The 22635-nt window shown below is 72.6% G+C and carries 21 protein-coding genes; 4 read left to right on the top strand and 17 right to left on the bottom strand.

Annotated features, from left to right (window positions below; all coding sequences use genetic code 11):
* Positions 1 to 98: 98 nt before the first annotated feature.
* The 7 genes from C7C45_RS05870 to C7C45_RS05840 all read right to left on the bottom strand — a co-directional run bounded on the left by C7C45_RS05870 (position 99) and on the right by C7C45_RS05840 (position 6986).
* A complete protein-coding gene (locus C7C45_RS05870; RefSeq protein ID WP_425271117.1) occupies positions 99 to 917 on the bottom strand; it encodes a shikimate dehydrogenase in 819 nt (272 codons plus the stop codon).
* Between the two features lie 18 nt (positions 918 to 935).
* Entirely contained in the window at positions 936 to 2135 is a 1200-nt protein-coding gene (mltG, locus tag C7C45_RS05865) for an endolytic transglycosylase MltG (RefSeq protein ID WP_110562628.1), read from the bottom strand.
* Positions 2135 to 2593, bottom strand: coding sequence for a Holliday junction resolvase RuvX (gene ruvX, locus C7C45_RS05860; RefSeq protein ID WP_110562627.1), 459 nt, complete (start codon positions 2591 to 2593; stop codon positions 2135 to 2137). Before ruvX ends, mltG begins: the two co-directional genes overlap by 1 nt.
* A 72-nt stretch (positions 2594 to 2665) precedes the next feature.
* On the bottom strand, positions 2666 to 5344 hold the full coding sequence (alaS, locus tag C7C45_RS05855; RefSeq protein WP_110562626.1) for an alanine--tRNA ligase: 2679 nt from the start codon (positions 5342 to 5344) through the stop codon (positions 2666 to 2668).
* Entirely contained in the window at positions 5341 to 5646 is a 306-nt protein-coding gene (locus C7C45_RS05850; protein WP_110562625.1) for a hypothetical protein, read from the bottom strand. The genes alaS and C7C45_RS05850 overlap by 4 nt, the downstream gene beginning before the upstream one ends.
* Before the next feature lie 30 nt (positions 5647 to 5676).
* Positions 5677 to 6141, bottom strand: coding sequence for a DUF948 domain-containing protein (locus C7C45_RS05845; protein ID WP_110562624.1), 465 nt, complete (start codon positions 6139 to 6141; stop codon positions 5677 to 5679).
* Positions 6142 to 6290: 149 nt separating this feature from the next.
* Positions 6291 to 6986: a hypothetical protein gene (locus C7C45_RS05840; RefSeq protein WP_110562658.1), complete on the bottom strand. Its 696-nt coding sequence runs from the start codon at positions 6984 to 6986 to the stop codon at positions 6291 to 6293.
* Between the two features lie 771 nt (positions 6987 to 7757).
* Here C7C45_RS05840 and C7C45_RS35485 point away from each other — a divergent pair.
* Positions 7758 to 8648 (top strand): hypothetical protein, encoded by an 891-nt coding sequence (locus C7C45_RS35485; protein ID WP_167454659.1) that lies wholly within the window; start codon positions 7758 to 7760, stop codon positions 8646 to 8648.
* Positions 8649 to 9574: 926 nt separating this feature from the next.
* On the opposite strand, the gene C7C45_RS05830 is transcribed toward C7C45_RS35485, so the two are convergent.
* Positions 9575 to 11113 carry a replication-associated recombination protein A gene (locus tag C7C45_RS05830; protein WP_110562622.1) on the bottom strand — a complete coding sequence of 513 codons (1539 nt, stop codon included), beginning with the start codon at positions 11111 to 11113 and terminating at the stop codon, positions 9575 to 9577.
* A 74-nt stretch (positions 11114 to 11187) separates the two neighbouring features.
* Positions 11188 to 11400, bottom strand: a complete 213-nt coding sequence (locus tag C7C45_RS05825; protein WP_110562621.1) for a hypothetical protein — start codon at positions 11398 to 11400, stop codon at positions 11188 to 11190.
* Between the two features lie 135 nt (positions 11401 to 11535).
* Between C7C45_RS05825 and C7C45_RS05820 the strand changes: the two genes are divergently transcribed.
* Entirely contained in the window at positions 11536 to 12279 is a 744-nt protein-coding gene (locus C7C45_RS05820; protein WP_110562620.1) for a GNAT family N-acetyltransferase, read from the top strand.
* Positions 12280 to 12334: 55 nt separating this feature from the next.
* Here the strand turns inward: C7C45_RS05820 and C7C45_RS05815 are convergent, their stop codons facing one another.
* The 4 genes from C7C45_RS05815 to aspS form a co-directional block, all read right to left on the bottom strand.
* Positions 12335 to 13624: an MFS transporter gene (locus tag C7C45_RS05815; protein WP_110562619.1), complete on the bottom strand. Its 1290-nt coding sequence runs from the start codon at positions 13622 to 13624 to the stop codon at positions 12335 to 12337.
* 114 nt (positions 13625 to 13738) lie between these two features.
* Positions 13739 to 14356, bottom strand: coding sequence for an ArsR/SmtB family transcription factor (locus tag C7C45_RS05810; RefSeq protein WP_110562618.1), 618 nt, complete (start codon positions 14354 to 14356; stop codon positions 13739 to 13741).
* 65 nt (positions 14357 to 14421) lie between these two features.
* Positions 14422 to 15234 (bottom strand): SDR family oxidoreductase, encoded by an 813-nt coding sequence (locus C7C45_RS05805; RefSeq protein ID WP_110562617.1) that lies wholly within the window; start codon positions 15232 to 15234, stop codon positions 14422 to 14424.
* 102 nt (positions 15235 to 15336) lie between these two features.
* Positions 15337 to 17142 carry an aspartate--tRNA ligase gene (gene aspS / locus C7C45_RS05800; protein ID WP_110562616.1) on the bottom strand — a complete coding sequence of 602 codons (1806 nt, stop codon included), beginning with the start codon at positions 17140 to 17142 and terminating at the stop codon, positions 15337 to 15339.
* Between the two features lie 155 nt (positions 17143 to 17297).
* On the opposite strand from aspS, the gene C7C45_RS05795 reads away from it, so the two are divergent.
* Complete coding sequence (locus tag C7C45_RS05795) at positions 17298 to 18011, top strand: DUF998 domain-containing protein (RefSeq protein ID WP_110562615.1); 714 nt, start codon at positions 17298 to 17300, stop codon at positions 18009 to 18011.
* A 63-nt stretch (positions 18012 to 18074) separates the two neighbouring features.
* Here the strand turns inward: C7C45_RS05795 and C7C45_RS05790 are convergent, their stop codons facing one another.
* Both C7C45_RS05790 and C7C45_RS05785 read right to left on the bottom strand, forming a co-directional pair.
* On the bottom strand, positions 18075 to 19121 hold the full coding sequence (locus tag C7C45_RS05790; protein ID WP_110562614.1) for a S1 family peptidase: 1047 nt from the start codon (positions 19119 to 19121) through the stop codon (positions 18075 to 18077).
* 258 nt (positions 19122 to 19379) lie between these two features.
* The gene (locus C7C45_RS05785) at positions 19380 to 19856 is read right to left on the bottom strand and encodes a winged helix-turn-helix transcriptional regulator (RefSeq protein ID WP_110562613.1); all 477 of its coding nucleotides are present in this window, start codon (positions 19854 to 19856) and stop codon (positions 19380 to 19382) included.
* A gap of 55 nt (positions 19857 to 19911) precedes the next feature.
* Here C7C45_RS05785 and C7C45_RS05780 point away from each other — a divergent pair, with 55 nt between their 5' ends.
* A complete protein-coding gene (locus C7C45_RS05780) occupies positions 19912 to 20439 on the top strand; it encodes a PaaI family thioesterase (RefSeq protein WP_110562612.1) in 528 nt (175 codons plus the stop codon).
* Between the two features lie 183 nt (positions 20440 to 20622).
* Here C7C45_RS05780 and C7C45_RS05775 read toward each other — a convergent pair whose 3' ends face one another.
* Both C7C45_RS05775 and C7C45_RS05770 read right to left on the bottom strand, forming a co-directional pair.
* The gene (locus C7C45_RS05775) at positions 20623 to 21558 is read right to left on the bottom strand and encodes an acyl-ACP desaturase (protein WP_110562657.1); all 936 of its coding nucleotides are present in this window, start codon (positions 21556 to 21558) and stop codon (positions 20623 to 20625) included.
* 77 nt (positions 21559 to 21635) lie between these two features.
* On the bottom strand, positions 21636 to 22635 hold a 1000-nt coding region (locus C7C45_RS05770; RefSeq protein ID WP_110562611.1), incomplete at its 5' end, for a histidine--tRNA ligase.

The raw sequence follows: 22635 nt of genomic DNA, 5'->3' as shown, positions 1-22635 counted from the left end.
TATCGCTCAACAGCACATCGACATGGCAGGCAGCCACAGCGGACGGCGAGCGTCCTTCGCTACGCCCGCAGCCCCGTCTTGAGTGAGGACTTCCTCGTCTAGCGGGCAGCGGTGAGGGCTGCCCGCATCGCCTCGACCGGGGCGGCCACGCCGGTGAACTGCTCGAACTGCCCGACCGCCTGGGCCAGCAGCAGGTCCAGGCCGGACACCACACGCAGGCCGGCCGCGACGGCGGAAGCGGCCAACGGGGTGGGCCACGGGTCGTAGAGCGCGTCGAAGAACACCGCGCCCGGCCGCCAGGCCACCTCGGCGGCCAACGGGTCGGCGACCCCCTTGGGCACGGTGGAGACAGCCACCTCGGCGGCGGACAGGTGCCGATGCGCGTCGGCCCAGCCGGCGGAGGTCAGCGCGACACCCAGGGCGCCCGCCACCGGCCGCAACTCGTCGACCGCCGCCGCACGGCGGGCCACCACCGTCACCGACGAGCAGGCCAGCTGCGCGGCGGCGGCGAGCGCGGCGCGGGCCGTACCACCCGCACCGAGCACCGTCACGGCAGCGCCGGCCACCACCCCGGCATCGGTCAGCACCCGCACCATGCCGGCGACATCGGTGTTGTCCGCGTACCAGGAGCCGTCGGGACGGCGTACCAACGTGTTGGCCGCGCCGACGGCGACGGCGACCGGCGACGCGGCGTCGGCCACGGCGAGCGCCGCCTCCTTGCCCGGCATGGTCACCGACAGGCCCGCCCACTCCGGGCCCAGGCCGGCGACCAGATCCGGCAGCTCCGCGGCCGCGCACTCGACCCGGGTGTACGACCAGCCGGTCAGCCCGGCGGCGGCGTACCCAGCGTTGTGGATCACCGGGGAGAGGGAGTGCGCGATCGGCTTACCCAACACCGCGGCTCTACGGGTCGACACGACCACCGCCGGCCCCCCTCAGATGATGCCGGCCTCTTGGGCCTTGACCTTGTTCCGCTCGTGCTGCTCGGGGGTCTCGGCGAACTCCGAGTGGCCCTGCTTGTCGATCGCCACGAAGAAGAGCCACTTGCCCTTCGGCGGGGCCATCGCCCCTTCCAGGGCCTGCTTGCCGGGGCTGTTGATCGGCGTGGGGACCATGCCCCGCAACTTGCGGTTGTACGGGTTCTTCGGGTCGTTCAGCTCGGACTCGGTCATCTGCTTGGACGACTTGGTCGGCTTGCCGATCGACTCCAGGTAGTAGTTGACCGTGACGTCCATCTCCAGGCAGTTGCAGGGGAACTCGCCGTACGCCCGGTTGTAGGCCACCCGGGCGACCTTGCCCAGGTCGTCGGCGTTGCCCGCCTCGGCCTGCGCCAGCGAGGCGACGATCAACGCCTCGTACGGGCTGACCCCGCCAAGTTTCTCCTGCACCTCGTCGGCGAACTTCATCTCCCCGGTCACCGAGAGGAAGCGGTTCACCATCAGCTTGAGAATGGTCTCCGCGGTGGCCTTCGGCGGGATCTCGTACGTGTCCGGATAGAGGAAACCCTCGACGGACTTGACGGACTTCTTGCCGTCGGTGCGGGTGAACCACCAGTCCGGGATGCCGAGCGCCTCCGGGTCCTTCGCCGCGGCCTGGAAGTTCTTGACCGGGATCTTGGTCTTGTCGGAGAGCAGCTTGTAGACGTTCATGCTGGTGCGACCCTCGGGGATCGTCAGCCCGTTGACGATCTTGTTCTTCAGGTCGAGCATCGCGGTGACGGCGCTCGCGCCACTCATCTGCTTACGCAGCTTGTACGTGCCCGGCTGGATGTTCTTGCTGCGCGAGTTGGCCTCGGCCGCCTCGACGAACGCCTTCTGACTCTTGACCACATCGGCCGCCACCAGGGCGTCGGCCATGTCGGCCAGCAGCGCACCGCTCTTGATCTCGACGGTGATCTCACCGGACCCGTCGCCGTCGTAGTCGGGGGTGACGAAGTAGTTCTGGATGCGGTCGAAGCCGTAGAACGCGCCGCCGCCGACGCCGCCCAACAGGACCAGGGCCATCAGCAGGGCCAGGAACGTCTTGCCCCGGCCGCCACCGGACCCACCGTTGCGCTTGCGGACGAAGCTGCGCCGGTGCCGGCCCTTCTCCCCCCGCTCCGGCTCGTCGAACCCAAGGTCCAGATCGTCGATCATTACGTCCGCCTCCGCTGCGCGTCCAGCCAGCTCTGCAGGATCTCCACTGCGGCTGCCTGATCGACAACCGCACGTTGACGTTTACCTCGGACGCCACGCTCGGCAAGCCTACGAGAGGCGACCACGGTCGACATCCTCTCGTCAGTGAGGGTTACCGGGACGGGCGCTATCACATCGACCAGTCGGTCAGCGTACGCCTTCACGTGGACGGCTGCGGGGCCGTGCTTGCCGGCGAGATTGACCGGAAGGCCGACGACTACCCCGACGGCCTCGTGCTCGGCGACAAGCGCGGCCAACTCGGCGAGGTCGCTCGGCACCGCGTCAGGCGCCGCCGTGAGATCCCGAGCGAGGGTGACCAGCGGCGTAGCCAAGATCCCGTCCGGGTCCGAGCGGGAAATCCCCACCCGAACCTGACCGACATCCACGCCGATCCGCACACCTCGTGCCAACTCAGCCACCGATGGTCACCACCGACGCTGAACACGCCAGGGCGGACCAACCGGCCCGCCCTGGCTGACAGTGACCGTCCATCACGCCTCGGTGATCGCCTTCTCGACGGTGAGCAGCAGGTTCGGTGCCTCGGTCGCGGGCAGGCCGCCACCCTGGGCCAGGTCGGGGCTGCCACCGCCACGACCGGAGAACGCCGCCTTCACCAGATCCGAGGCGGCCAGGCCCCGGCCGCGCGCGGCCGCATTGACCGCCACCACCAGAGACGCCTTGCCATTCGACCGGGCCGCCACCGCGACCACCGCCGGCCGCGCCGGGTCGATCTTGCCGCGAATCTCCTGGGCCAGGGTCCGCACATCGTTGCCGGCCGCGCCCTCCGGCGCCTCGGTGCCCACGTACGCGACCCCGCGTACGTCCTTGGCCTGCGCCGCGAGCGCCGACGCACCGCCCAGCACCAGCTGGGCGCGCAGCTTCTCCAGCTCCTTCTCCGCGTCCCGGAGCTGGGTGACGGTCTGCTCCACCCGGTCGGCGACCTGATCGTTGGGCACCCGGTACAGCTCGGCCAGCCGGGAGACCAGCAGGTGCTCCTTGGCCAGGAAGCCGAAGGCGTCCATGCCGACCAGCGCCTCGACCCGGCGGACGCCGGACCCGATCGACGACTCGGAGAGGATCTTCACGAGGCCGAGCTGGGCCGAGCGGGCCACGTGCGTGCCACCGCACAGCTCCCGGGCGTAGTCACCCACCTCGACGACCCGTACCTCCTCGCCGTACTTCTCGCCGAAGAGCGCCATCGCGCCGATCCGCCGCGCCTCGTCCAGCGAGGTGATGAAGGCATGCACCTCCAGGTCGGCCAGGAGCACCTCGTTGACCTGCTGCTCCACATCCCGCAGGACGCTCGGCGACACCCCGGTCGGGGTGTTGAAGTCGAACCGGAGCCGGCCGGGCGCGTTCAGCGAACCCGCCTGCGTGGCCGACTCGCCGAGGAAGTTCCGCATGGTCTGGTGCACCAGGTGGGTGGCCGTGTGCGACCGGGAGATCGCCCGCCGCCGAGTCGTGTCGATCTCGGCGTACCCCGTCTCGCCGGCGCGCACCTCGCCCCGGATCACCCGGGCCCGGTGCACGATCAGACCGGGCACCGGCTGCTGCACATCGAGCACCTCGACCTGCCCGCCACCAACGGTGATCATGCCCTGGTCGGGCTGCTGGCCACCGCCCTCGGCGTAGAACGGGGTCGTGTCGAGCACCAGCTCGATGGTGTCGCCCTCGGTCGCCGCCTGGCGCGGGCCGTCGGCGCCGAGCAGCGCCCGCACCGTCGACTCGCGGGCCACCTCGCTGTAACCGGTGAACGTCACCGGGCCACCCGAGTCGAGCACCGACCGGTACGACGACAGGTCGACATGCCCCGTCTTGCGGGCCTGCGCGTCCGCCTTCGCCCGGGTCCGCTGGTCGGCCATCAGCCGCCGGAAACCCTCGTCGTCGACCGCGAGACCCTGCTCCGCGGCGATCTCCAGAGTCAGGTCGATCGGGAACCCGTACGTGTCGTGCAACTGGAACGCCTTCGCCCCGGACAACGCGGAACCACCCGCGGTGCGGGTCTCGGCGATCGCGGTGTCCAGGATCGTGGTGCCGGCACGCAGGGTGGACAGGAACGCCTCCTCCTCCGCGTACGCGTAGTCCGCGATCCGCTCGAAGTCGGTCGCCAGCTCCGGGTACGACGGGGCCATGCAGTCCCGGGCCACCGGCAGCAGCTCGGGCAGCGCCCGATCCTGCCAGCCGAGCAGCCGGATCGACCGGATCGCCCGGCGCATGATCCGGCGCAGCACGTAACCGCGACCCTCGTTGCTCGGGGTCACGCCGTCGCCGATCAGCATCAGCGCGGTCCGCACGTGATCGGCGATCACCCGCAGCCGGACGTCGTCCGGGTGCGACTCGCTCGCCACGTGGCCCGAGTGCGCCCCGTAGCGCTTGCCGGTCAGCTCGGCCGCCCGAGCCAGGATCGGCCGAACCTCGTCGATCTCGTAGAGGTTGTCGACACCCTGCAGGATCGAGGCCATCCGCTCCAGGCCCATGCCGGTGTCGATGTTCTTCGCCGGCAGGTCACCCAGGATCGGGTAGTCCTCCTTGGTGGTGCCCGGACCCCGCTCGAACTGCATGAAGACGAGATTCCAGTACTCCATGTACCGGTCCTCGTCGACCGCCGGGCCGCCCTCGGCGCCGTACTCCGGGCCCCGGTCGTAGAACAGCTCCGACGACGGACCGCACGGCCCGGGAATGCCCATCGACCAGAAGTTGTCCGCCTTGCCCCGACGGACGATCCGCTCGGCCGGCACGCCCACCGACCGCCAGATCTCGTACGCCTCGTCGTCGTCGAGGTAGATCGTCGGCCAGATCCGCTCCGGATCCAGCCCGTAACCACCCTCGGCGATCGGCTTCGTGGACAACTCCCACGCGAGCGGAATCGCGCCGGCCTTGAAGTAGTCGCCGAAGGAGAAGTTGCCGTTCATCTGGAAGAACGTGCCGTGCCGGCTGGTCTTGCCGACCTCGTCGATGTCCGGGGTGCGGATGCACTTCTGCACGCTGACCGCCCGCTGGTACGCGGGAGTCTGCTGACCCAGGAAGTACGGAACGAACTGCACCATGCCGGCGTTGACGAACAGCAGGTTCGGGTCGCTGATGGCGGGCAGCGGAGCGGACGGCACCACAGTGTGGCCATTCGCCTCGAAATGGGCGAGATACCGCCGCTTGATCTCCGCCGTCTTCATCGCTGGTGTTCCTCCGGAAATATGTCTCGATCGCCGATCCGCGGGTCTTCCCGCAGGTCGGCGTACTGATCGTCGAACGCCACGCCCTGGGCGAACGCCTGGTGGATCTCCTGCTCGCGATCGGCCATCCCCACCCGGACGTCCTCCACGAAGCTACGCAACGACTCAAGAAGCCCGCCAGCGGATTGTGTCACCGTGCTGGCGATGCCGGCCGGCGTGTACGCCTGGGCGGTCCGGGTCGCCTTGCGGACCACGACCACACCGACGGCCACCCCGATACCGAGCCAGAACAGACGCCTCATGTCTCGCTACCTCCTGGTGCGCCGGGCCGGTCAGCTGTTGCCGCGCCGCGCGGCCCGTCGCTGCTGCTTGATGGTGTCGCGCACCTCGCGCTCGGTCTCGGCGTGCCGGCGGCCGGCGGCGGCCTTGCGCACGCCGTAACCGAACGCGGCCACCTTGACCAGCGGGTTGGCGGCCGCGGCGGAGACGACGGTGGCGAGGTTGGCGATGTTGGCGGTGACGTTCTGCGCGTGGCTGGTCATGGTGTCGACCTTCGCCAGCTGGAGGTTCACGCCGTCGAGCGAGGTCTGCACCTGCTCCAACGCGGTGTTGACGTTCTTCACCGTGGTGTTCACGTCACCGAGCAGCGGCGCGGTCCGATCGTTGAGGTCGTTGATCATCCGGGTGGTGGCGTCAACCGTGTGCCGCAGCCGCAGGATGGGCAACGTCAGGATGAGCACCAGCACCGCGAACGCGCACGCCGCGACCAGCGCCGCAATCGCTCCAATCTCGCCCACGCCTGTCCTCCTCAAGCAGAGTTCCGCAGGACCCGACGTCCCCGGAACACACAACCGTGGTACCCGTACCGGTCGCCATGCCATCGGCGCTCACCGGTAGCGGGCGTGCCCGCCAGCCCCAGACCCTACCGTCCGTGATGGAACCCGCCTCACGACGGTGAGGGTGTCAGCTCCCCCAGCGGATCCCCGCTGACCGTCGGGAACGGATCCTCTCCGGTCAGTGACGGGTCGGTGGACGGCTGTGGTCTGGTCCGCTCGTCGTCGATCGCGTTGCGTACCTTCACCGACACCAACGAGCCGGCGCACTCCGTCGCAGCGGCCGACGGGTCCGGAGACGGCACGACCGCCGGCTCGCCGTCGACCGGCGGCGGTACGCAGGTCGGCTCGCGTACCCACAGGTCGAGGGTCAACTCGTCGCGGCGCCAGCAGGTGTAACTGCCCTTCGTCTTCTGCTCCGGGCAGCGGCTCACCTTCCACGGCTGCCAGCCGTCCCGACGCAGCGCGTCCTCGTAGACCTGCGCCGTGTCCGTCGGTGACTTCTCCGAGGTCACGGTGCGCTCACGCAGCCGGCAGTCGAGCAGGCACCAGCGGCTGCCGCTGACGTCGTCGACCGTCTTCGCGGCAGCCCAGCCGGGCACGTCGAGCTGATCCAGGTTGTCGAAGACCGGATCACGGCTCAGCGTCCGGATGCCGAAGAACAGCGGCACCGCACCGAGCAGTACGACGCTGACCAGGGCCAGCACCGCCGCGCGCAGGCGACGCCGTTCGCGCGACTGCCGGCGCAACTCCGACCGGGCCCCCGGTGCGGCATCGTCGTCGGGCGTGTCCTGCCCGGCCGAGCGCAGCGCGGGCCCGCCGGACGGCTCCGGCGCCGGACGGTCCACCGGGCCGGACGGGGACGGCACCACGGCGGCGGCACGGGCCACACCGACCGGCTCGCCGGGGCGGCCGGGCGGTGGCACCGGGGCAACGCCGCTCGGCTCGGAACGGCCGGGCTCCCGGTGCGGAGGCAGGGCACGCCCCGCGGCACGGTCGGACGGCGCGGGCCGACCGACCGGGGCACCGCCACGAGCCGGCGCCGGGGATCCGGGACCGGCGCCCGGCTCACCAGGCGCCCGGTCGTCGGCGAGGGGCGGCTGCGCCGCGCCCGGCGGGCGGACGGCGGCACGAGCCGGGCCGTCCGGACGCGACCGCGGCGGACCGTCCACACCCGGCACCGCAGCACGAGCCGAACCCTCCGGACGCGACCGCGGCGGACCATCCACACCCGGCACCGCAGCACGAGCCGAACCCTCCGGACGCGACCGCGGCGGACCATCCACACCCGGCACCGCGGCACGAGCCGAACCCTCCGGACGCGACCGCGACGGACCATCCACACCCGGCACCGCAGCACGAGCCGGGCCGTCCGGGCGGGCGGCGTCCCGGGGGGCCGCTTCGGCGCCCGAGCCGGGGCGGGGCGGGGCTTCGGCGCCCCGGCGCCCAGCGCCCGGGACCGGTGCGTCACCCGGGACGGGCCGGGCCCGGCCGGGCGGGGCGGAGCGGGCGGCGCCCCGAACCGGCGCGGCGGGACCGGCGCCGGGAGCGGGTCGTCCACCGGCGTGAGCGTCGTCGCCGTGGTCGCTCCCGGGACCGGGTCGACCTGGGCCGACCGGGCCGTCCGGGCCAGCCTCGGTCGGCGGACGACGTCGCCGGCCGGTCGGATCCGGCACGGGGGTTCCGTCCGGGCCGGGCGCGGCCACCGGACGGCCGCGCCGGCCGGTGGGGTCCGAGCCGGGCGCCCCGGCCGTCCGGCCACGGGTGCCACGCTCGCCGGACGTCGGCGGATGGGGCAGGGCCTGTTCCCCGGTGGCTCCCGACGCGTCAGGTCGGGCGGCACGACGACCGGTCGGTGCGTCCGCGCCCGGGTCGGCCGGCGGGCCGGCGGGCCGGCGGTCAGCGGTGCGCTCCACAGCCGGGTCGGGCACGCCGAGGCGACCCGACGGGTGGTCAGCGAGTTCCCCGATGCCCCCGGCCGGCGGCGTGCCGCCGCCTCGGCGGTTGACCACCGGCAGGCCGGGGTCGGTGTGCGGCAGGCGACCGGCTTGGCGCAGCCAGTCGGCCGGCCGCTCCGGGCGGTCCGCCCGGGGTTCACCGCCGGCCGGCGTGCGTCGCTCCGGGTCATCGGAGACAGCCCGGCGGCGACCGGTGCCGTCGGCCGGGCCGACGGTGGGCGTGGCGCCGCTGTGACCGCCGGAGGCCTCGGGCACCGGCAGCGCGTTGCCCGAACGGGGAACGGCGGGCTCGTCGGGCTCGGCGGCACGGCGGCGGCCGGCGGCTGCCGGACTGGAGCGTTCGGCGCCACGGCGGCCGGTGGGCTCCGGTGCCCCCGGGTCGACCGGGCCTGGACGACGCCGCGCGGTACGCGGGTCACGGTCGATGGCGGGGTCGGGCCGCAGGCCGTCCGCGACCGGCGGCACGGCGCCCGCCGACGCCCCGTCGAAGCGGGCCGGGCCGGCGGCGGCTGACCCGCCGACCCGCGTCGGATCGGGTCCGGCGGCGCGTCGACCGACGGGCGTGCCGTCTGCGGGCGGCAGTGGCCGACCGGGCTCGGTCGGCTCCGCACCGGGTCGGCGGCCCGGAGCGGCGGCATCCGGACGACGCAGCGGCGGCATCGCGTCCGGATTCCCCCCGGGCGGAACAGCAGCCTCCGGACGACGACCAGGCGGAACAGCAGCCTCCGGACGACGACCAGGCGGAACAGCGGCCTCCGGACGACGACCGGGCGGGGCGTCCGAGGTCGGTGGGCCCACCGGTGGGCCGGCGGGAGCCGTTGCCGCACGGGGCCGGGCCGGGCCGCCGGCAGCGTCCGGGGTCGGGCGAGGCCCCGGCGGGCTGGCCGGGTCGCCGCCGACCGGGCGGGCGGCAGGTGGCGACGGCGGTACGGCGGCGCGGGCGCCGGCCGCCGGCTGCACACCGCGACGCGCCGGCTGGCCCTGGGCGGGGGCAACGGGGCCAGCGGCGGGTGACCGCTCATCCGGGCGGCGGCCCGGTGGCGGCGTCTCCCCCGGCCACGGGCCGTCGGCTCCTCGACGTGCGGCAGGGCCGCCCGGGTCGCTCTGGCGCGGGGCAGGCGGCGCCGAGGCCTCCGGCGGCACCGGCCGACCCGCGCGCGTACCGGCCGGCTCTACCGGCCCGCCGGTACGGGGCCTGGCGGGTTCTACCGGCGTACCCCCGTGGGGACGCTCGGGTTCTGCCGGGGCGCCGTCCGGACCCAGCTCGGTGCGCTGCTGCTTGGCCGAACGAAGATCGTCGATCCAGCCGAACTCCTCGCCGGCGACTGGCTCCTCCGGTTCAGCCTCGGCTGCCCGCCCTCGACCCCAGCGACGCGTCTTGGCGCGGGGATCGCGCCGCTCGTCCGGGCCCTCGTCCGGGCGGTCCCCACCACGCGATCTCACTGTTGACCCTCTCCTGCGGCGTCAGCGCCGCTGTCCTGCGTCGTGCCGGGGGCGCCCGCACCCGTCGTCGGGTGACCGGTCTCGTCAGAAAGCGCGGCTGCGGTCTGCCCCGTCACCCGTGGCTCGGCCGTCGGAGCCTCCGGACGGGACACCGGCGCCGGCAGGCCCCGCACGATCCGGCGCAGCAGCGGCAGCCGGGTGGCCACCGCACGTTCCGCGCCGTGCGGGCTGGGCTGGTAGTAGTCGGTGCCCACCAGGTCGTCCGGGACGTACTGCTGGGTGACCACGCCACGCTGGTCGTCGTGCGGGTAGCGGTAGCCCGTGCCGTGGCCCAGCCCTCGAGCGCCGGCGTAGTGCGCGTCGCGCAGCCCACGTGGCACCGGGCCACCGCGACCCGCCCGGACGTCGGCTATCGCGGCGCCGATGGCGGTGGTGGCCGAGTTCGACTTGGGCGCGGTGGCCAGGTGGATCACCGCTTGGGCCAGGTTGAGCTGCGCCTCGGGCAACCCGACGTACTCGACGGCGTGCGCGGCGGCGGTCGCGACGCTCAGGGCACCCGGGTCGGCCATGCCCACGTCCTCGCTGGCGAAGATGACCAGACGGCGGGCGATGAACCGGGCGTCCTCACCGGCGACCAGCATGCGGGCCAGCCAGTGCACCGCGGCATCCACGTCCGAGCCGCGCATGCTCTTGATGAACGCGCTGACCACGTCGTAGTGGGCGTCGCCGTCGCGGTCGTAGCGCACCGCCGCCACGTCGACCGCCTGCTCGGCGGTGGCCAGGTCGATCCGCCCGCCGCCGAGCGCCATGGCGGAGGCCGCCGCCGCCTCCAGCGCGGTGAGGGCCTTGCGGACGTCACCGGCGGCGAGCCGGACCAGGTGCTCCTCGGCCTCGGCGGTCAGGGTGAGCAGGCCGTCCAGGCCACGCTTGTCGGCGACCGCGCGGCGCAGCAGGCCCCGCACCGCCTCGTCGTCCAGCGGTTGCAGGGTGAGCAGCACGCACCGCGACAGCAGCGGAGAGATGACCGAGAAGTACGGATTCTCGGTGGTCGCCGCCAGCAACGTGACCGTACGGTCCTCGACTGCGGCGAGCAGCGAATCCTGTTGGGTCTTGCTGAACCGGTGCACCTCGTCGATGAAGAGCACGGTCTGCGGGCCGCCCGAGCGGCGCTGGCGGCGGGCCGTCTCGATCACCGCCCGCACGTCCTTGACGCCGGCGGAGAGCGCCGACATGGCGACGAAGCGGCGGTCGGTCGCCCCGGCCACCAGGTGCGCGATGGTGGTCTTGCCGCTGCCCGGCGGGCCCCAGAGGATCACCGACATCGGTGCCCCGCCGGAGACCAGCTGCCGCAGTGGGGCGCCGGGGGCGAGCAGGTGGTTCTGCCCGACCAACTCGTCGAGGGTGGCCGGGCGCATCCGGACGGGCAGGGGCGAGTCGTCGGCCACCGCAGTGAAGCCGTCGACACCGGCGGGACCGTCGGGCGCGCTGCGCGACCCGGCGGGTTCACCGAGGGAGAAGAGGGCGTCGGACTCCATCACGAAGACAGTACCGGGCCGGACCCACGACGCCGGAATCGCTCCGTGGGCCCGCCACCGGTGATCGGTTCCGGTCAGCCACGCCCGGGGCGCCGGCCCCGGTACCAGCGGCCGCCGCCACCGCCGCGCGGGCCGTTGCCCACGCCACCCAGGTAGAGCGAGAGCAGGAGCAGCCCGATGAGTACGAGAGTGTTCCAGTTGAACAGATCCGGTGCTCCGAAGTCTGTGTCGAGCAGGTCGAGCAGCAGGGCGAAGCCAAAGACGATGGCAGCGAGAATGGCGAACATGTCGGTCCTCCGGTGGGGGTTCCCAGTGGGTCGGCGCGTGATGTACCCAATCGGTCGGCTCGCCAATCTCCACCGTGGATGACGGGTACTCTCGCGGCTTTTCTGCCCCGCCCCGGGGCCCATAGGCTGGTCGCCATGATCGCCGACGCCCAGGTGCTGCAGAGCCGGGACGCCGTCCTGGCTGCCGCCCGGCACCATCCGTTCGCGCGGCACATGCTCTGGCGTGAGGTGCCGGCGCGTGCCTACCAACGCGACGACGCGGTGCTCTGGCTGCTGTCGCCGCCTGAGCACGCCCCCTCCGGCGGGGCGATCGGGCCGGCCGGGACGGTGCTGGAGATCTGCGTCGCGTTGGCCGCCGACGGGGTGCTACGCGCCGGGCAGGCGCTGCACCTGCCGCGACTGGAGCTCGGCGTGGTGTCGCAGCGGCTGGCGGTGGTCGAGCACGACGACTGGGACCTCCACTGGACCGGCACGGCTCCGCCGGCCCAGCCGGACGAGGAACGGGTGGTCCGGCTGACCCACGCTGATCACCCGGCGCTGGCGGCGCTGATCGACGAGGCCTTCCCGAGCACCACCTCCCGCCCCGGCGACCCCCGCGTGGTCGACTGGTACGGGATCTGGGCCGGTGGTCGGCTGGTGGCCTGCGGCGCGGACCGCAGCCGGGGCGACATCGGCTTCCTCGCCGGCCTGACCGTCGCCCCGGAGCAGCGGGGTCGGGGGTTGGGCGGAGCGCTGACCGCCGGGATGACCCGGGCGCTGCTGGCCCGCCACGACACCGTCGGGCTCGGCGTCTACCCCAGCAATGTCGGGGCGGTGCGGCTCTACCATCGCCTCGGCTTCACCAACACCCACCCGATCAGCACGCTCCGCCTCGCCTGATCGCTCAGGCAGGCGGCCCCGGATGAGCGCCTGTGGTTCATCCGGGGCCCCCGTTTCACCGATCAGCGGCGGGTATCAGGACCGCGGGCGGGTCGGCGGGCTCGGCTGCGACACGTCGGCCAGCCAGCCACGCGGGCAGGTAGAGCGGAGCGGCGACGGCCAGCACCACCGCGCCGACCACCATGGCGGTGCCGACGCTGGTGGCGGCGGCGATCGCGGTCAGCACCACCCCGCCGAGCGCGCCGGCCGGCTGCGCCATCATCGAGTTCAGTGACAGCACGCTGGTCCGGTACGGACCGTCGACCTGCCGATGCAACAGGCCACTGTGCAGCGGGTTGGACGCGCCGTGCACGGCGTAGCAGGCCAGGTAGGCCACCAGCACGCCGACCGGCCCGGCGAACAGCCCCATCCCGACCACCGTCACGCCCTGCAGGATGCGCAGCAGGGCCGCGCCGGGCGCGGCGCCGAGCCAGCGCAGCAGCAGCGGGGTCAGTGCCGCGCCGGCGGCCGAGGCGAGCCAGGCTGCCGAACTGGCCGGCCCGAGCAGCGCGGCGGCGCGTTCCGGGTTGCCGATCACCTCGGCGAGCCGGACCGGCAGCAGCGACTCGAAGGTGACCATGCCGAAGCCCCAGAACAGCTCCACCGCGACCAGGGCCAGCAGCACCCGGGAGCGGCGCAGCAACCCGACCGCCTCACCGATCATCCGGGGCGCCTGGACCACCGAGGCCCGCACCGCCGCGAATCCGGTGGCCGGCCGCTGCTCGACCAGCAGGACGAGCAGTGTGACCAGCGCGACCGCCTGCGCGACGATCGCGGCCAGCACCGGCACCGTGAGCGCGGTCACCGGCCCGATCGGACCGAGCGCGATCAGGCCACCGCTGAGCAACGCGCCGGCACCGATGGCACCGCCGGCGACGGCGCCGGCGTACCCGAGGCCCCGCTCGTACTCGGCCTCCGGGTCGGCGGCCAGGGTGGCATCGACGTACCAGGACTCCAACGGTCCGCTGTCCAACGCCCGGTAGACCCCCTGCAACGCCCAGACCAGGAAGAACAGCGCGAACGAGTCGGCCACCGCGAACAGCGACAGCGACACGAGGTTGAGCGCCCCGGCGGCGAGCAGCACCGGCCGGCGACCGAGAGCGTCGGCGAGGCCACCGGTCGGCAGCTCCAGCGCCAGCACCAGCAGCCCCTGCGCGGTGCTGACCAGGCCGATCTGCGGCAGCGACAGGCCGCGCTCCTGCATCAGCAGGATCATCACCGGGATCAGCAACCCCGTGGGCAGCCAGCGCAGGCCGTACAGCGTCAGGTATCGACGCCGGACCTGACGTACGGACAGCGCGCTCACGACGACACCTCGGATCGCGACTGCGGGGCTCGCAACCCCGGCTCACTCCTCGCGCTCACGACATCACCTCGGATCGCGACTGCGGGGCTCGCAACCCCGGCTCACTCCTCGCGCTCACTGGAGGCCCTCGCGCAACGGGTAGGCGGCCAGGAAGACCTGCACCGGGCGGGCCTGCGGGTCGGCGGAATCAGCGGAGTCCGCGACGGTGGCCTCGCGGTGGTATCGCTCCAGCACCTGCCACACCTCCGCCTTGAGCTCCTCCAGCCGGGCCGGCGGGATGGTCAGGAAGATGTCGCCCATACCGAAGCCGTCCCGCCAGGCGGGCGACCACTCGTGCTGGCTGGCGAACCAGCGTTCGGCGGTCTCGACCAGCAGACGCACCTGGTCGCCCTGGATCCACTCGATCGCGGCCCGGGCGTCGGGATCGTCGTCGAAGTCGGTCGGCTCCCAACTGGTGACGTCGTGCGCCGCCTGCCACCAGCGCTGCCGCCCGCTGCCCCGGTCAGGGTCCTCGACGACCAGCCCGACCTCGGCGAGTTGGCGCAGGTGGTAGCTGGTCGCGCCGGTGTTGGTGTCGAGCAACTCCGCGAGGGTGGTGGCGGTGGCGGGCCCCTTCACGCGCAGGGCTCCGACCAGCCGCATCCGCAGCGGGTGCGCCAGCACCCGGACCTGCCGCTTGTCGATCCGAACCTCGCGCGGCGCTGGCCGCGGGGTCACGTCGTCGTTCGCCATAGTTGCACACTATCTCTGCACACTTCCTATGCACAAGAGTTATGCACAGGAAGTGTGCGTCGATATCAGCGCGCCAGGAGTTCGCGTACGCCCCGCAGCCGGGTCCGCAGCAGGCCGGCGGCGCGGGAGCTGTCGAGGCGTACGTCGAGGGGGCGGGACAGGCCGGTCGCGGCGCCGGTGGTGGTCTTGAGCCCGGCCGCGTCGAGGCCGAACCGCTCGGCGACCAGCAGGCCCAGGTCGGCCCGGCTCACCGCGTCGGGGCCGGCCACGTTGAGCAGACCCGCGTACGACGAGGCGGCCAACTCCAGGACGGCATCGGCCAGGTCGGTGACGTCGACCGGGCAGCGGAACTCGTCGCTGAACAGGACGGCCCGGCCGGCGAGCGCGTCCCGGCAGAGCTGGATCTGCTTGCTGCCCTCGCCCAGGATCAGCGAGGTACGCACCAACGCCGCGCTCGGATCGATCGCCCGCACGGCGGTCTCCGCCGCCGCCTTCGCAGCGCCGTACGCGTGTACCGGGGTGGGTGGATCGTCGTCGGCGTAGGGCGTGGGACGGCCGGCGTGCAGCGCGTCGCTGGACACGTGCACCAGCCGGGCGCCCACCTCGGCGGCGGCGACCGCCACGTGTGCCGCCCCGTCGGCGGTGACCGCCCAGTCGTCGTACCGGTAGGGGGTTGCGACCACCGTGTCCGGCCGCACCTCGGCGACCAGGGCGCGCACGGCGGCCCGGTCGGTCACGTCCAACCGCCGCGCCGCAACGCCCGGCACCGAGATCTCACCGGAATGAAAGGTCCCGACAACCGACAGCCCGGCGTCGAGACCCCGCCGACAAACCGCCCGCCCGAGTAACCCACTACCCCCCACAACAAGCACCCGCATCCCCACCACTCCCCCGTTGATCAAGAGGTTTGCGTCATCTCGCGGGGCGATAATGACGCAAACCTCTTGATCAACCAAGCATGGTTGGGGTTGGGGTTGGGGTTAGACCGGGTCTGCTACCGGGGCTGCTGGGCCTGCGGTTCCGGTGTGGGCCGTCGCGGGGGGCTTGGGCTTGGCGTCGATGCCGGCCTCGGTGCGCTGCTGGGCGGTGATCGGGGTGGGGGCGCTGGTCAGCGGGTCGAACCCGCCCCGGGTCTTCGGGAAGGCGATGACCTCACGGATCGAGTCGGCCCCGGCGAGCAGCATGCACACCCGGTCCCAGCCGAAGGCGATGCCGCCGTGCGGCGGTGCGCCGTACTTGAACGCCTCCAGCAGGAAGCCGAACTTGTCCTGCGCCTCCTCGGGCGTGATGCCGAGCAGGTCGAAGACCCGCTTCTGCACGTCACCCCGGTGGATACGGATCGACCCGCCGCCGATCTCGTTGCCGTTGCAGACGATGTCGTACGCGTACGCCAGGGCCCGGTCCGGGGCCTCCTCGAACCGGTCGACCCACTCGGCGTTCGGCGAGGTGAACGGGTGGTGCACGGCCGTCCAGCCGCCCTCGTCCGTGCGCTCGAACATCGGCGCGTCGACCACCCAGCAGAACGCCCAGGCGCTCTCGTCGATCAGGCCGGACCGCTTGGCGATCTCGACACGGGCCGCCCCGAGCAACTCCTGCGCGTCGCGCGTCGTGGCGCTCGCGGCGAAGAAGACCGCGTCGCCCGGCTTGGCGCCGACCGCGTCGGCGAGCCCGCCCAGGTGCTCGGCGGAGAGGTTCTTCGCCACCGGGCCACGCGCCTCGCCGGTCTCGGCGTCCAGGACCACGTACGCCAGGCCGCGCGCGCCACGCGCCTTGGCCCAGTCCTGCCAACCGTCGAGCTCCTTGCGGCTCTGCGCCGCGCCGCCCGGCATCACGACCGCGCCGACGTAACCGCCCGCGTCGATCGCACCGGCGAAGACCCGGAACGCGGTGCCGCGCAGGTAGTCGGTCAGCTCGGTCAGCTCGACGCCGTAGCGCAGGTCCGGCTTGTCCGAGCCGTACCGGGCCATGGCGTCGTGCCAGGTGATCCGCGGGATCGGCCCGGAGATCTCGTGCCCGGCCAGGTCCTTCCACAGCGTCGAGACGATCGCCTCACCGAGGTCGATCACGTCGTCCTCGGTGACGAAGGACATCTCGATGTCGAGCTGGGTGAACTCGGGCTGCCGGTCGGCGCGGAAGTCCTCGTCGCGGTAGCAGCGGGCAATCTGGTAATACCGCTCCATGCCGCCCACCATCAACAGCTGCTTGAACAGCTGCGGCGACTGCGGCAGCGCGTACCAGCTGCCGGGCTGTAGGCGCACCGGCACCAGGAAGTCGCGGGCGCCCTCGGGCGTCGACCGGGTGAGCGTCGGCGTCTCGATCTCCAGGAAGTCCCGCTCGTGCAGCACGCCCCGGGCGAGGTGGCTGGCGCGCGAGCGCAGCCGCAGCGCGTTCGCCGGGCCGCTGCGACGCAGGTCCAGGTAGCGGTACTTGAGCCGGATGTCGTCGCCGGCCTCGACCTGGTCGTCCACCGGCAGCGGCAGCGGCGCCGCCTCGGAGAGCACCTCCAACTCGGCGACGGTCACCTCGACCTCACCGGTGGGCAGCTCCGGGTTCTCGTTGCCGGCCGGCCGGCGGGTCACCTCACCGACGACCTTCACGCAGAACTCGTTGCGCAGCGCGTGCGCGTCCTCCTCGCGGAACACCACCTGGACGACGCCGGAGCCGTCGCGCAGGTCGACGAAGATGACCCCGCCGTGGTCGCGACGGCGGGCGACCCACCCGGCGAGCGTCACCGTCGAGCCGGCGTCCGCGGCGCGCAGGCTTCCGGCATTGTGGGTACGGATCACGGCTGGCAACTCCTCATCGTGGAACAGTCCTCACCCGCATTCTGTCAGGGGTGGCCGCCCCGCCTCCGGGGCACCCGCCAGGCCGGCGCGATTCGCTGGTGGGGTGGACCGGCGAACCCGGGTCAGCCGGCAGTCGTGCCGGTTAACGTGGCGAAATGCGCGCCGTACCGAACTGGGCCGTCGCCACGGCGGCAGCCGCACCCATGCTGTTGGTGACCGGTTGGACGGTCGCGCAGGCCCGGCAACCCGCCGGGTACGACCCGATCCGGGACACCATCAGCGAGTTGGCGGGGCAGGACGCCACCGACGCCTGGATCATGGTCGGGGCCCTGGTGCTGCTCGGCTGCTGCTATCTGGCGGTCGCCGCCGTGTTGCACGCGGCCGGGTTGCCCAGCCGTTTCCTGCTGGCTGTCGGTGGGGTGGCGACCATCGCGCTCGTCGCGTTTCCCCGGCCGCCGGTCGGTGGTTCGCTCAGCCACGGCATCGCGGCGACGGTGGCCGTCCTCGCCCTGGCGCTGTGGCCGGCCGGCTCGGCGTTGCGGCTACCCCACGGCCCGGACGCCGCGCACCCGGACGCCGAGCAGCCGCCGTGGGCGTTCCGCCGCGCCGTGGGGCTGAGCGCCACGCTCGTGCTGCTCGCCCTCTTCGGGTGGAGCGCGTACGAGGTGACCAGCGGGTCCCGCACCGGATTGGCCGAGCGGGTGACGGCGGTGGCCGTGTCGCTCTGGCCGTTGCTGGCGGTCCTCTCGGCCCGCCGGGCGCACGTCGCCTGGGCCACCAGAGGCACCACCTCCGTCGGCCCGGCGCTGCCTGGCGTCGTACCCTCGGATCCCCTGCGACCAGCGGACGGGACCGATCGGCTCGCGTGAGACGGGCCCCGCGCGCGACGCGGGCCGCCGGAATGATCCGGCGGCCCGCGTGCGGTGGATCGATCAGAAGACGCTGACGCCGTAGCGGCTCAGGGCCTCGGTGACGGGCTGGAAGAACGTCGTGCCGCCGGTGCGGCAGTTGCCGCTACCACCGGAGGTCATGCCCAGGGCGGTGCCGCCGCTGAACAGCGAGCCGCCGCTGTCGCCCGGCTCGGCGCAGACGTTGGTGCGGATCAGGCCGGAGACCGAGCCCTCGGCGTAGTTCACCGTGGCGTTGGTCGCGGTCACCGAGCCGCCGCGCAGGCCGGTGGTGCTGCCGGAGCGCTGCACCGACTGGCCGACGGAGGCGTTGCCGGAGCCGGTGATGTCCTGGTAGCTGCCGTTGTAGAGGTAGACGTTGCCGGCGGCGTTGGCGGAGTTGCTGTGCCGCACGATGCCGTAGTCGTTGCCCGGGAAGCTGGTGCCGGTCCGGGTGCCGATCAGCGCGGTCTGGGCCGAGTTCGAGTACCAGCTTGCCGAGATGTTGGTGCAGTGCCCGGCCGTCAGGAAGTAGTAGGTGCTGCCGCTGCGCACGTTGAAGCCGAGCGAGCAGCGCCCGCCCCCGCCGGCGTAGATGGCCTGACCGCCGGAGATCCGGGTGCTCAGTACACCGGCCTCGGCCTCGACCCGGACCGCGCCGTTGGCCCGCGCGGCGGCGGCCTTGACCCGCTCCAGCTTGGCGCCGGTGACGGTGCTGTCGACGGAGACGACAACCTGGTTGGTGACCGGGTCGCTCCACCAGGCGGTGCCCGGGATCTTGGCGGAGCGCTCGAGGTCGGCGGTGGCCCGGTTGAGTTCGGCGGCACCGCGGGTGACGTAGCGGACGACAGCGCCGGCCTTGCTCGCCTCGCTGGCGGCGGCCGCGTCGGTCACCGTGACGACGGACCGTCCGCTGGCGTCGATGTACGAGCCGGCGGAGCGGTCGCCGAGTGCCGCGGAGAGCGCGGCGGCGGCGTCGGGCGAGGCGGCGGGAGCGGCCTGGGCGGGTGCGCCGATGAGCGCGCCGACGACCAGGCTGCCGGAAACGGCGACTGTGGCCGCAACGCGGAATGAGGACCTCGTGGGTCGCATGTAACAAACCTCCTGGGCGGGGGAGCGGGTCTCGCCGAGGCCGGCTGACCCGATGGCAACCCGGTCGATCTGGGGAAACCGGCCGAATGAAGTGAAGTATTCACATACTTAAGATCATTCACAAGGCTTGGTTTCGCCCGGACTCACCGATCGTCGCTGGCCATCTGGCCGCAACACCTCTGACACTCCGGCGAACAAACCCCGTCACACCGAGTCGGTCGTTCGTCGATGCGTGGGGCGGGGTGTGGGCACCGCGCGTCAGGGGGTACGGCGGCGGGCGCCCGGACCCGGGCGCGGCACCACGTCGCGCGCCTGACCCACCTCGTGCCCGTCGGCACAGCGCAGCTCGACGCGCACCGGGGCGCCGCAGTCACGATGAGCCACGCTCAGGGGCGAGCCCTCCGCGTCGGCGAGGTACCGGTCGCCCCACCCGAGCACGGCGACCAACACCGGCCACAGGTCCAGGCCCTTTTCCGTCAGCCGGTACTCGTGGCGCAGCCGACTGCCGGGCTCCCGGTACGGCTCGCGACTCAGCACGCCCTGCTCGACCAGGGTGGCCAGTCGATTGGTCAACACCTGCCGCGGAATGCCGGTGCGCACCCGCATGTCGTCGAAGCGGCGCACGCCGGTGAACACCTCGCGGAGGACCACCAGGGTCCACCGCTCGCCGAGAACCTCCATCGCGCGGGCGATGGTGCAGTTCTCCACCGACCAGTCCAGTGCCGCGGGTCGCATCCGACCAGGCTAGGTCTCATTGACAGACTCAGCAAGCGGCTGCCAGGCTGCGTCCATGACGCAGACGCAGGAACCGGCGCGCAGCCGCACCTTCACCTGGGCGGACCCGGCGGCCAACGCCGCCCAGGTCGGTCGACGCAGCGGCATCGACATGCTCCGAGCGATGATCGCCGGCGAGCTGGCCGCGCCACCGGTGATGCACCTCATCGACATGGCAAGGATGGAGGCCGACGAAGGTCGGGTCGTCGTCGAGCTGATCCCGCAGGAGTTCCACTACAACCCGCTCGGCAGCGTCCACGGTGGCGTCCTCTCGACGCTGCTGGACACCGCCGCGGCATGCGCCGTGCACACCACCCTGCCGGCCGGCGTCGGCTACACCTCGCTGGACCTCAACGTGAAGTTCCTCCGCCCGGTCACTGTCGACAGTGGCACGCTGCGCTGCGAGGGCACGGTGCTGCAACGCGGCCGCCGCACGGCTCTGGCCGAGGCCCGGATCACCGACGCCCACTCCCGCCTGATAGCCCACGCAACCAGCACCTGCCTCCTCCTCCCCCAAGAACCCCAACCCCAACCCCAACCCTGACCCAACCCACGCCCCCGCCCCCGCCCCCGCCCACGCCCCCGCCCCCGCCCTCGCGATCTTGCACTTAGTGTCGTCGGATTGCGGGGTATGCGCGAATATGCCCCCGCAGAAAGTGCAAGATCGCGGGAGTTGGGGTGGGGCGGGGCGGGGCGGGGGGGGTGGGGCAGGACAGGGGGTGGGGGTTTAGCGGAGGGCTAGGCGGTTTGCCCGGGCGTCGCGCTTTTCTTCGAAGCGGCTCGCGGCGCGGTCCAGGGTTTCCATCTGGGTGGCGAGCTGCTCACGGGCGGCTTCGCCGTCGGCGTCGAGGCCGGTCACGTTGAAGACGTCCCACTGGCGGAGCACCGGCTGCAGCACCTCGTCGCGGTGCTGGCGCAGGTCGTAGATGCCGGCCAGGGCGATCGCCACCGACTTGCGGGCGAAACCGTCGATGCCACTGCCCGGCATCTGGAAGTCGGCCACCACGTCGGCGACGGCCCGCATGGCCTGGCTCGGGGCCAGCTCGAACGCGGCGGCGAGCAGGTTGCGGTAGAAGACCATGTGCAGGTTCTCGTCGGCGGCCACGCGGGCCAACAGCGCCTCGCAGGCCGGGTCGCCGGTGGCCTTGCCGGTGTTGCGGTGCGAGATCCGGGTGGCCAGCTCCTGGAACGAGACGTACGCCAGCGAGTGCAGCACCTCGTCGCCGTGGGCGTTGGTGTACCCCTCGGACATGTGCGTCATCCGGGCCCGCTCCAACGCCACCGGGTCGACCGCCCGGGTGACGGTCAGGTAGTCGCGGATCGCGACACCGTGCCGACCCTCCTCCGCGGTCCACCGGTGCACCCAGGTGCCCCATGCGCCGTCCCGGCCGAACAGGGTGGCGATCTCGTGGTGGTACGAGGGCAGGTTGTCCTCGGTCAGCAGGTTGACGATAAGCGCGGTGCGGGCCACGTCGGGGATGGTGGAGTCCGTCGGCGACCACGCCTCACCGCCGAGCGGCCCGTCGAAGGTGCGCCCTTCGCTCCACGGCACGTACTCGTGCGGGAACCACTCCTTGGCCAGCGAGAGGTGACGGTCGAGGTTGCGGGCAACCACCGGCTCCAACTCGACGAGGAGCGCGGTCTGGCTCAGTGTGGTGCTCATGGTCACGAGAAACTCCCTACGGTGGCGTAACTTACGCTACCGTAGGTCCCCGCGGCCATGAGCGCCAGTGGGGAGACTCAGCTGACCGCCGGCCGGAGGTCCTCCACGGGTGGCATCCACTCCTGCGCACCGGCCGTGACCTGCGTACCGGACCGGATGTCCTTCACCTCGTCCGGCGCACCGTCGGCGCCCGGGAACCACACGTACGGAATGCCGCGCCGCTCGGCGTAGCGGATCTGCTTGCCGAACTTCGCCGCGCTCGGCGAGACCTCGGTGGCGATGCCGCGCCGCCGCAGCGCCGCCGCGATCCGGCCACTTTCCGGTCGGTGTTCCTCGTCGGCCAACGCCACCAGGACACAGGTGGGCACCGAACGGGAGATCGGCAGCTCGCCCGCGCCGAAGAGCAACCCGAGCAGCCGGGTCACCCCGATCGAGATCCCCACCCCGGGGTACGAGGTGGCGCCGGCGCTGGCCAGGTTGTCGTACCGGCCGCCGGAGCAGATCGAGCCGAACCGCTCGTAACCGCGCAGCTGGGTCTCGTAGACGGTGCCCGTGTAGTAATCCAGGCCGCGGGCGATGCGCAGGTCCGCGACGCAGAGGCCGGGCGAGTGTTCGGCGGCGGTCTCCACCACCCGGACCAGTTCCTCGATGCCCTCGTCGAGCAGTGGGTTGCTCACCCCGAGCGCCCGGACGGCGTCGGCGAACGAGGCGTCCGGGGCGGAGATCTCGGCCAGCGCGAGGCATGCCTTGGCCTGGGCCTCGCTCGCCCCGGCGGTCTGGGCCAGCAGGTCGGCCACCTTCGCCGGGCCAAGCTTGTCAAGCTTGTCGATCGCCCGCAGCGCCGCCTCCGGGTCGGTCAGCCCGATGCCCCGGTAGAAGCCCTCAGAGATCTTGCGGTTGTTCACCTGGATCGTCACCGGTGGGATCGGCAGCGACCGCAGGGCGTCCCCGATGACCAGCGGCATCTCCGCCTCGTGGTGCGGAGCCAGCGTGTCCCGGTCGACGATGTCGATGTCGGCCTGGACGAACTCCCGGTAGCGCCCCTCCTGCGGCCGCTCCCCCCGCCACACCTTCTGG

The organism is Micromonospora arborensis (assembly GCF_003205615.1).
GTDB lineage: Bacteria > Actinomycetota > Actinomycetes > Mycobacteriales > Micromonosporaceae > Micromonospora > Micromonospora arborensis.
The sequence above is the reverse complement of the archived record's forward strand: the minus strand, read 5'-3'. Positions and strand labels throughout refer to the sequence as shown.

Excerpts from the sequence above, each read along its gene's own strand:
- mltG (WP_110562628.1), bottom strand. The coding sequence starts at position 2,135 with ATGATCGACGATCTGGACCTTGGGTTCGACGAGCCGGAGCGGGGGGAG.
- alaS (WP_110562626.1), bottom strand. The coding sequence starts at position 5,344 with ATGAAGACGGCGGAGATCAAGCGGCGGTATCTCGCCCATTTCGAGGCG.
- C7C45_RS05850 (WP_110562625.1), bottom strand. The coding sequence starts at position 5,646 with ATGAGGCGTCTGTTCTGGCTCGGTATCGGGGTGGCCGTCGGTGTGGTC.
- C7C45_RS05830 (WP_110562622.1), bottom strand. The coding sequence starts at position 11,113 with ATGGAGTCCGACGCCCTCTTCTCCCTCGGTGAACCCGCCGGGTCGCGC.
- C7C45_RS05825 (WP_110562621.1), bottom strand. The coding sequence starts at position 11,400 with ATGTTCGCCATTCTCGCTGCCATCGTCTTTGGCTTCGCCCTGCTGCTC.
- C7C45_RS05820 (WP_110562620.1), top strand. The coding sequence starts at position 11,536 with ATGATCGCCGACGCCCAGGTGCTGCAGAGCCGGGACGCCGTCCTGGCT.
- C7C45_RS05810 (WP_110562618.1), bottom strand. The coding sequence starts at position 14,356 with ATGGCGAACGACGACGTGACCCCGCGGCCAGCGCCGCGCGAGGTTCGG.
- C7C45_RS05805 (WP_110562617.1), bottom strand. The coding sequence starts at position 15,234 with ATGCGGGTGCTTGTTGTGGGGGGTAGTGGGTTACTCGGGCGGGCGGTT.
- C7C45_RS05795 (WP_110562615.1), top strand. The coding sequence starts at position 17,298 with ATGCGCGCCGTACCGAACTGGGCCGTCGCCACGGCGGCAGCCGCACCC.
- C7C45_RS05790 (WP_110562614.1), bottom strand. The coding sequence starts at position 19,121 with ATGCGACCCACGAGGTCCTCATTCCGCGTTGCGGCCACAGTCGCCGTT.
- C7C45_RS05785 (WP_110562613.1), bottom strand. The coding sequence starts at position 19,856 with ATGCGACCCGCGGCACTGGACTGGTCGGTGGAGAACTGCACCATCGCC.
- C7C45_RS05780 (WP_110562612.1), top strand. The coding sequence starts at position 19,912 with ATGACGCAGACGCAGGAACCGGCGCGCAGCCGCACCTTCACCTGGGCG.
- C7C45_RS05775 (WP_110562657.1), bottom strand. The coding sequence starts at position 21,558 with ATGAGCACCACACTGAGCCAGACCGCGCTCCTCGTCGAGTTGGAGCCG.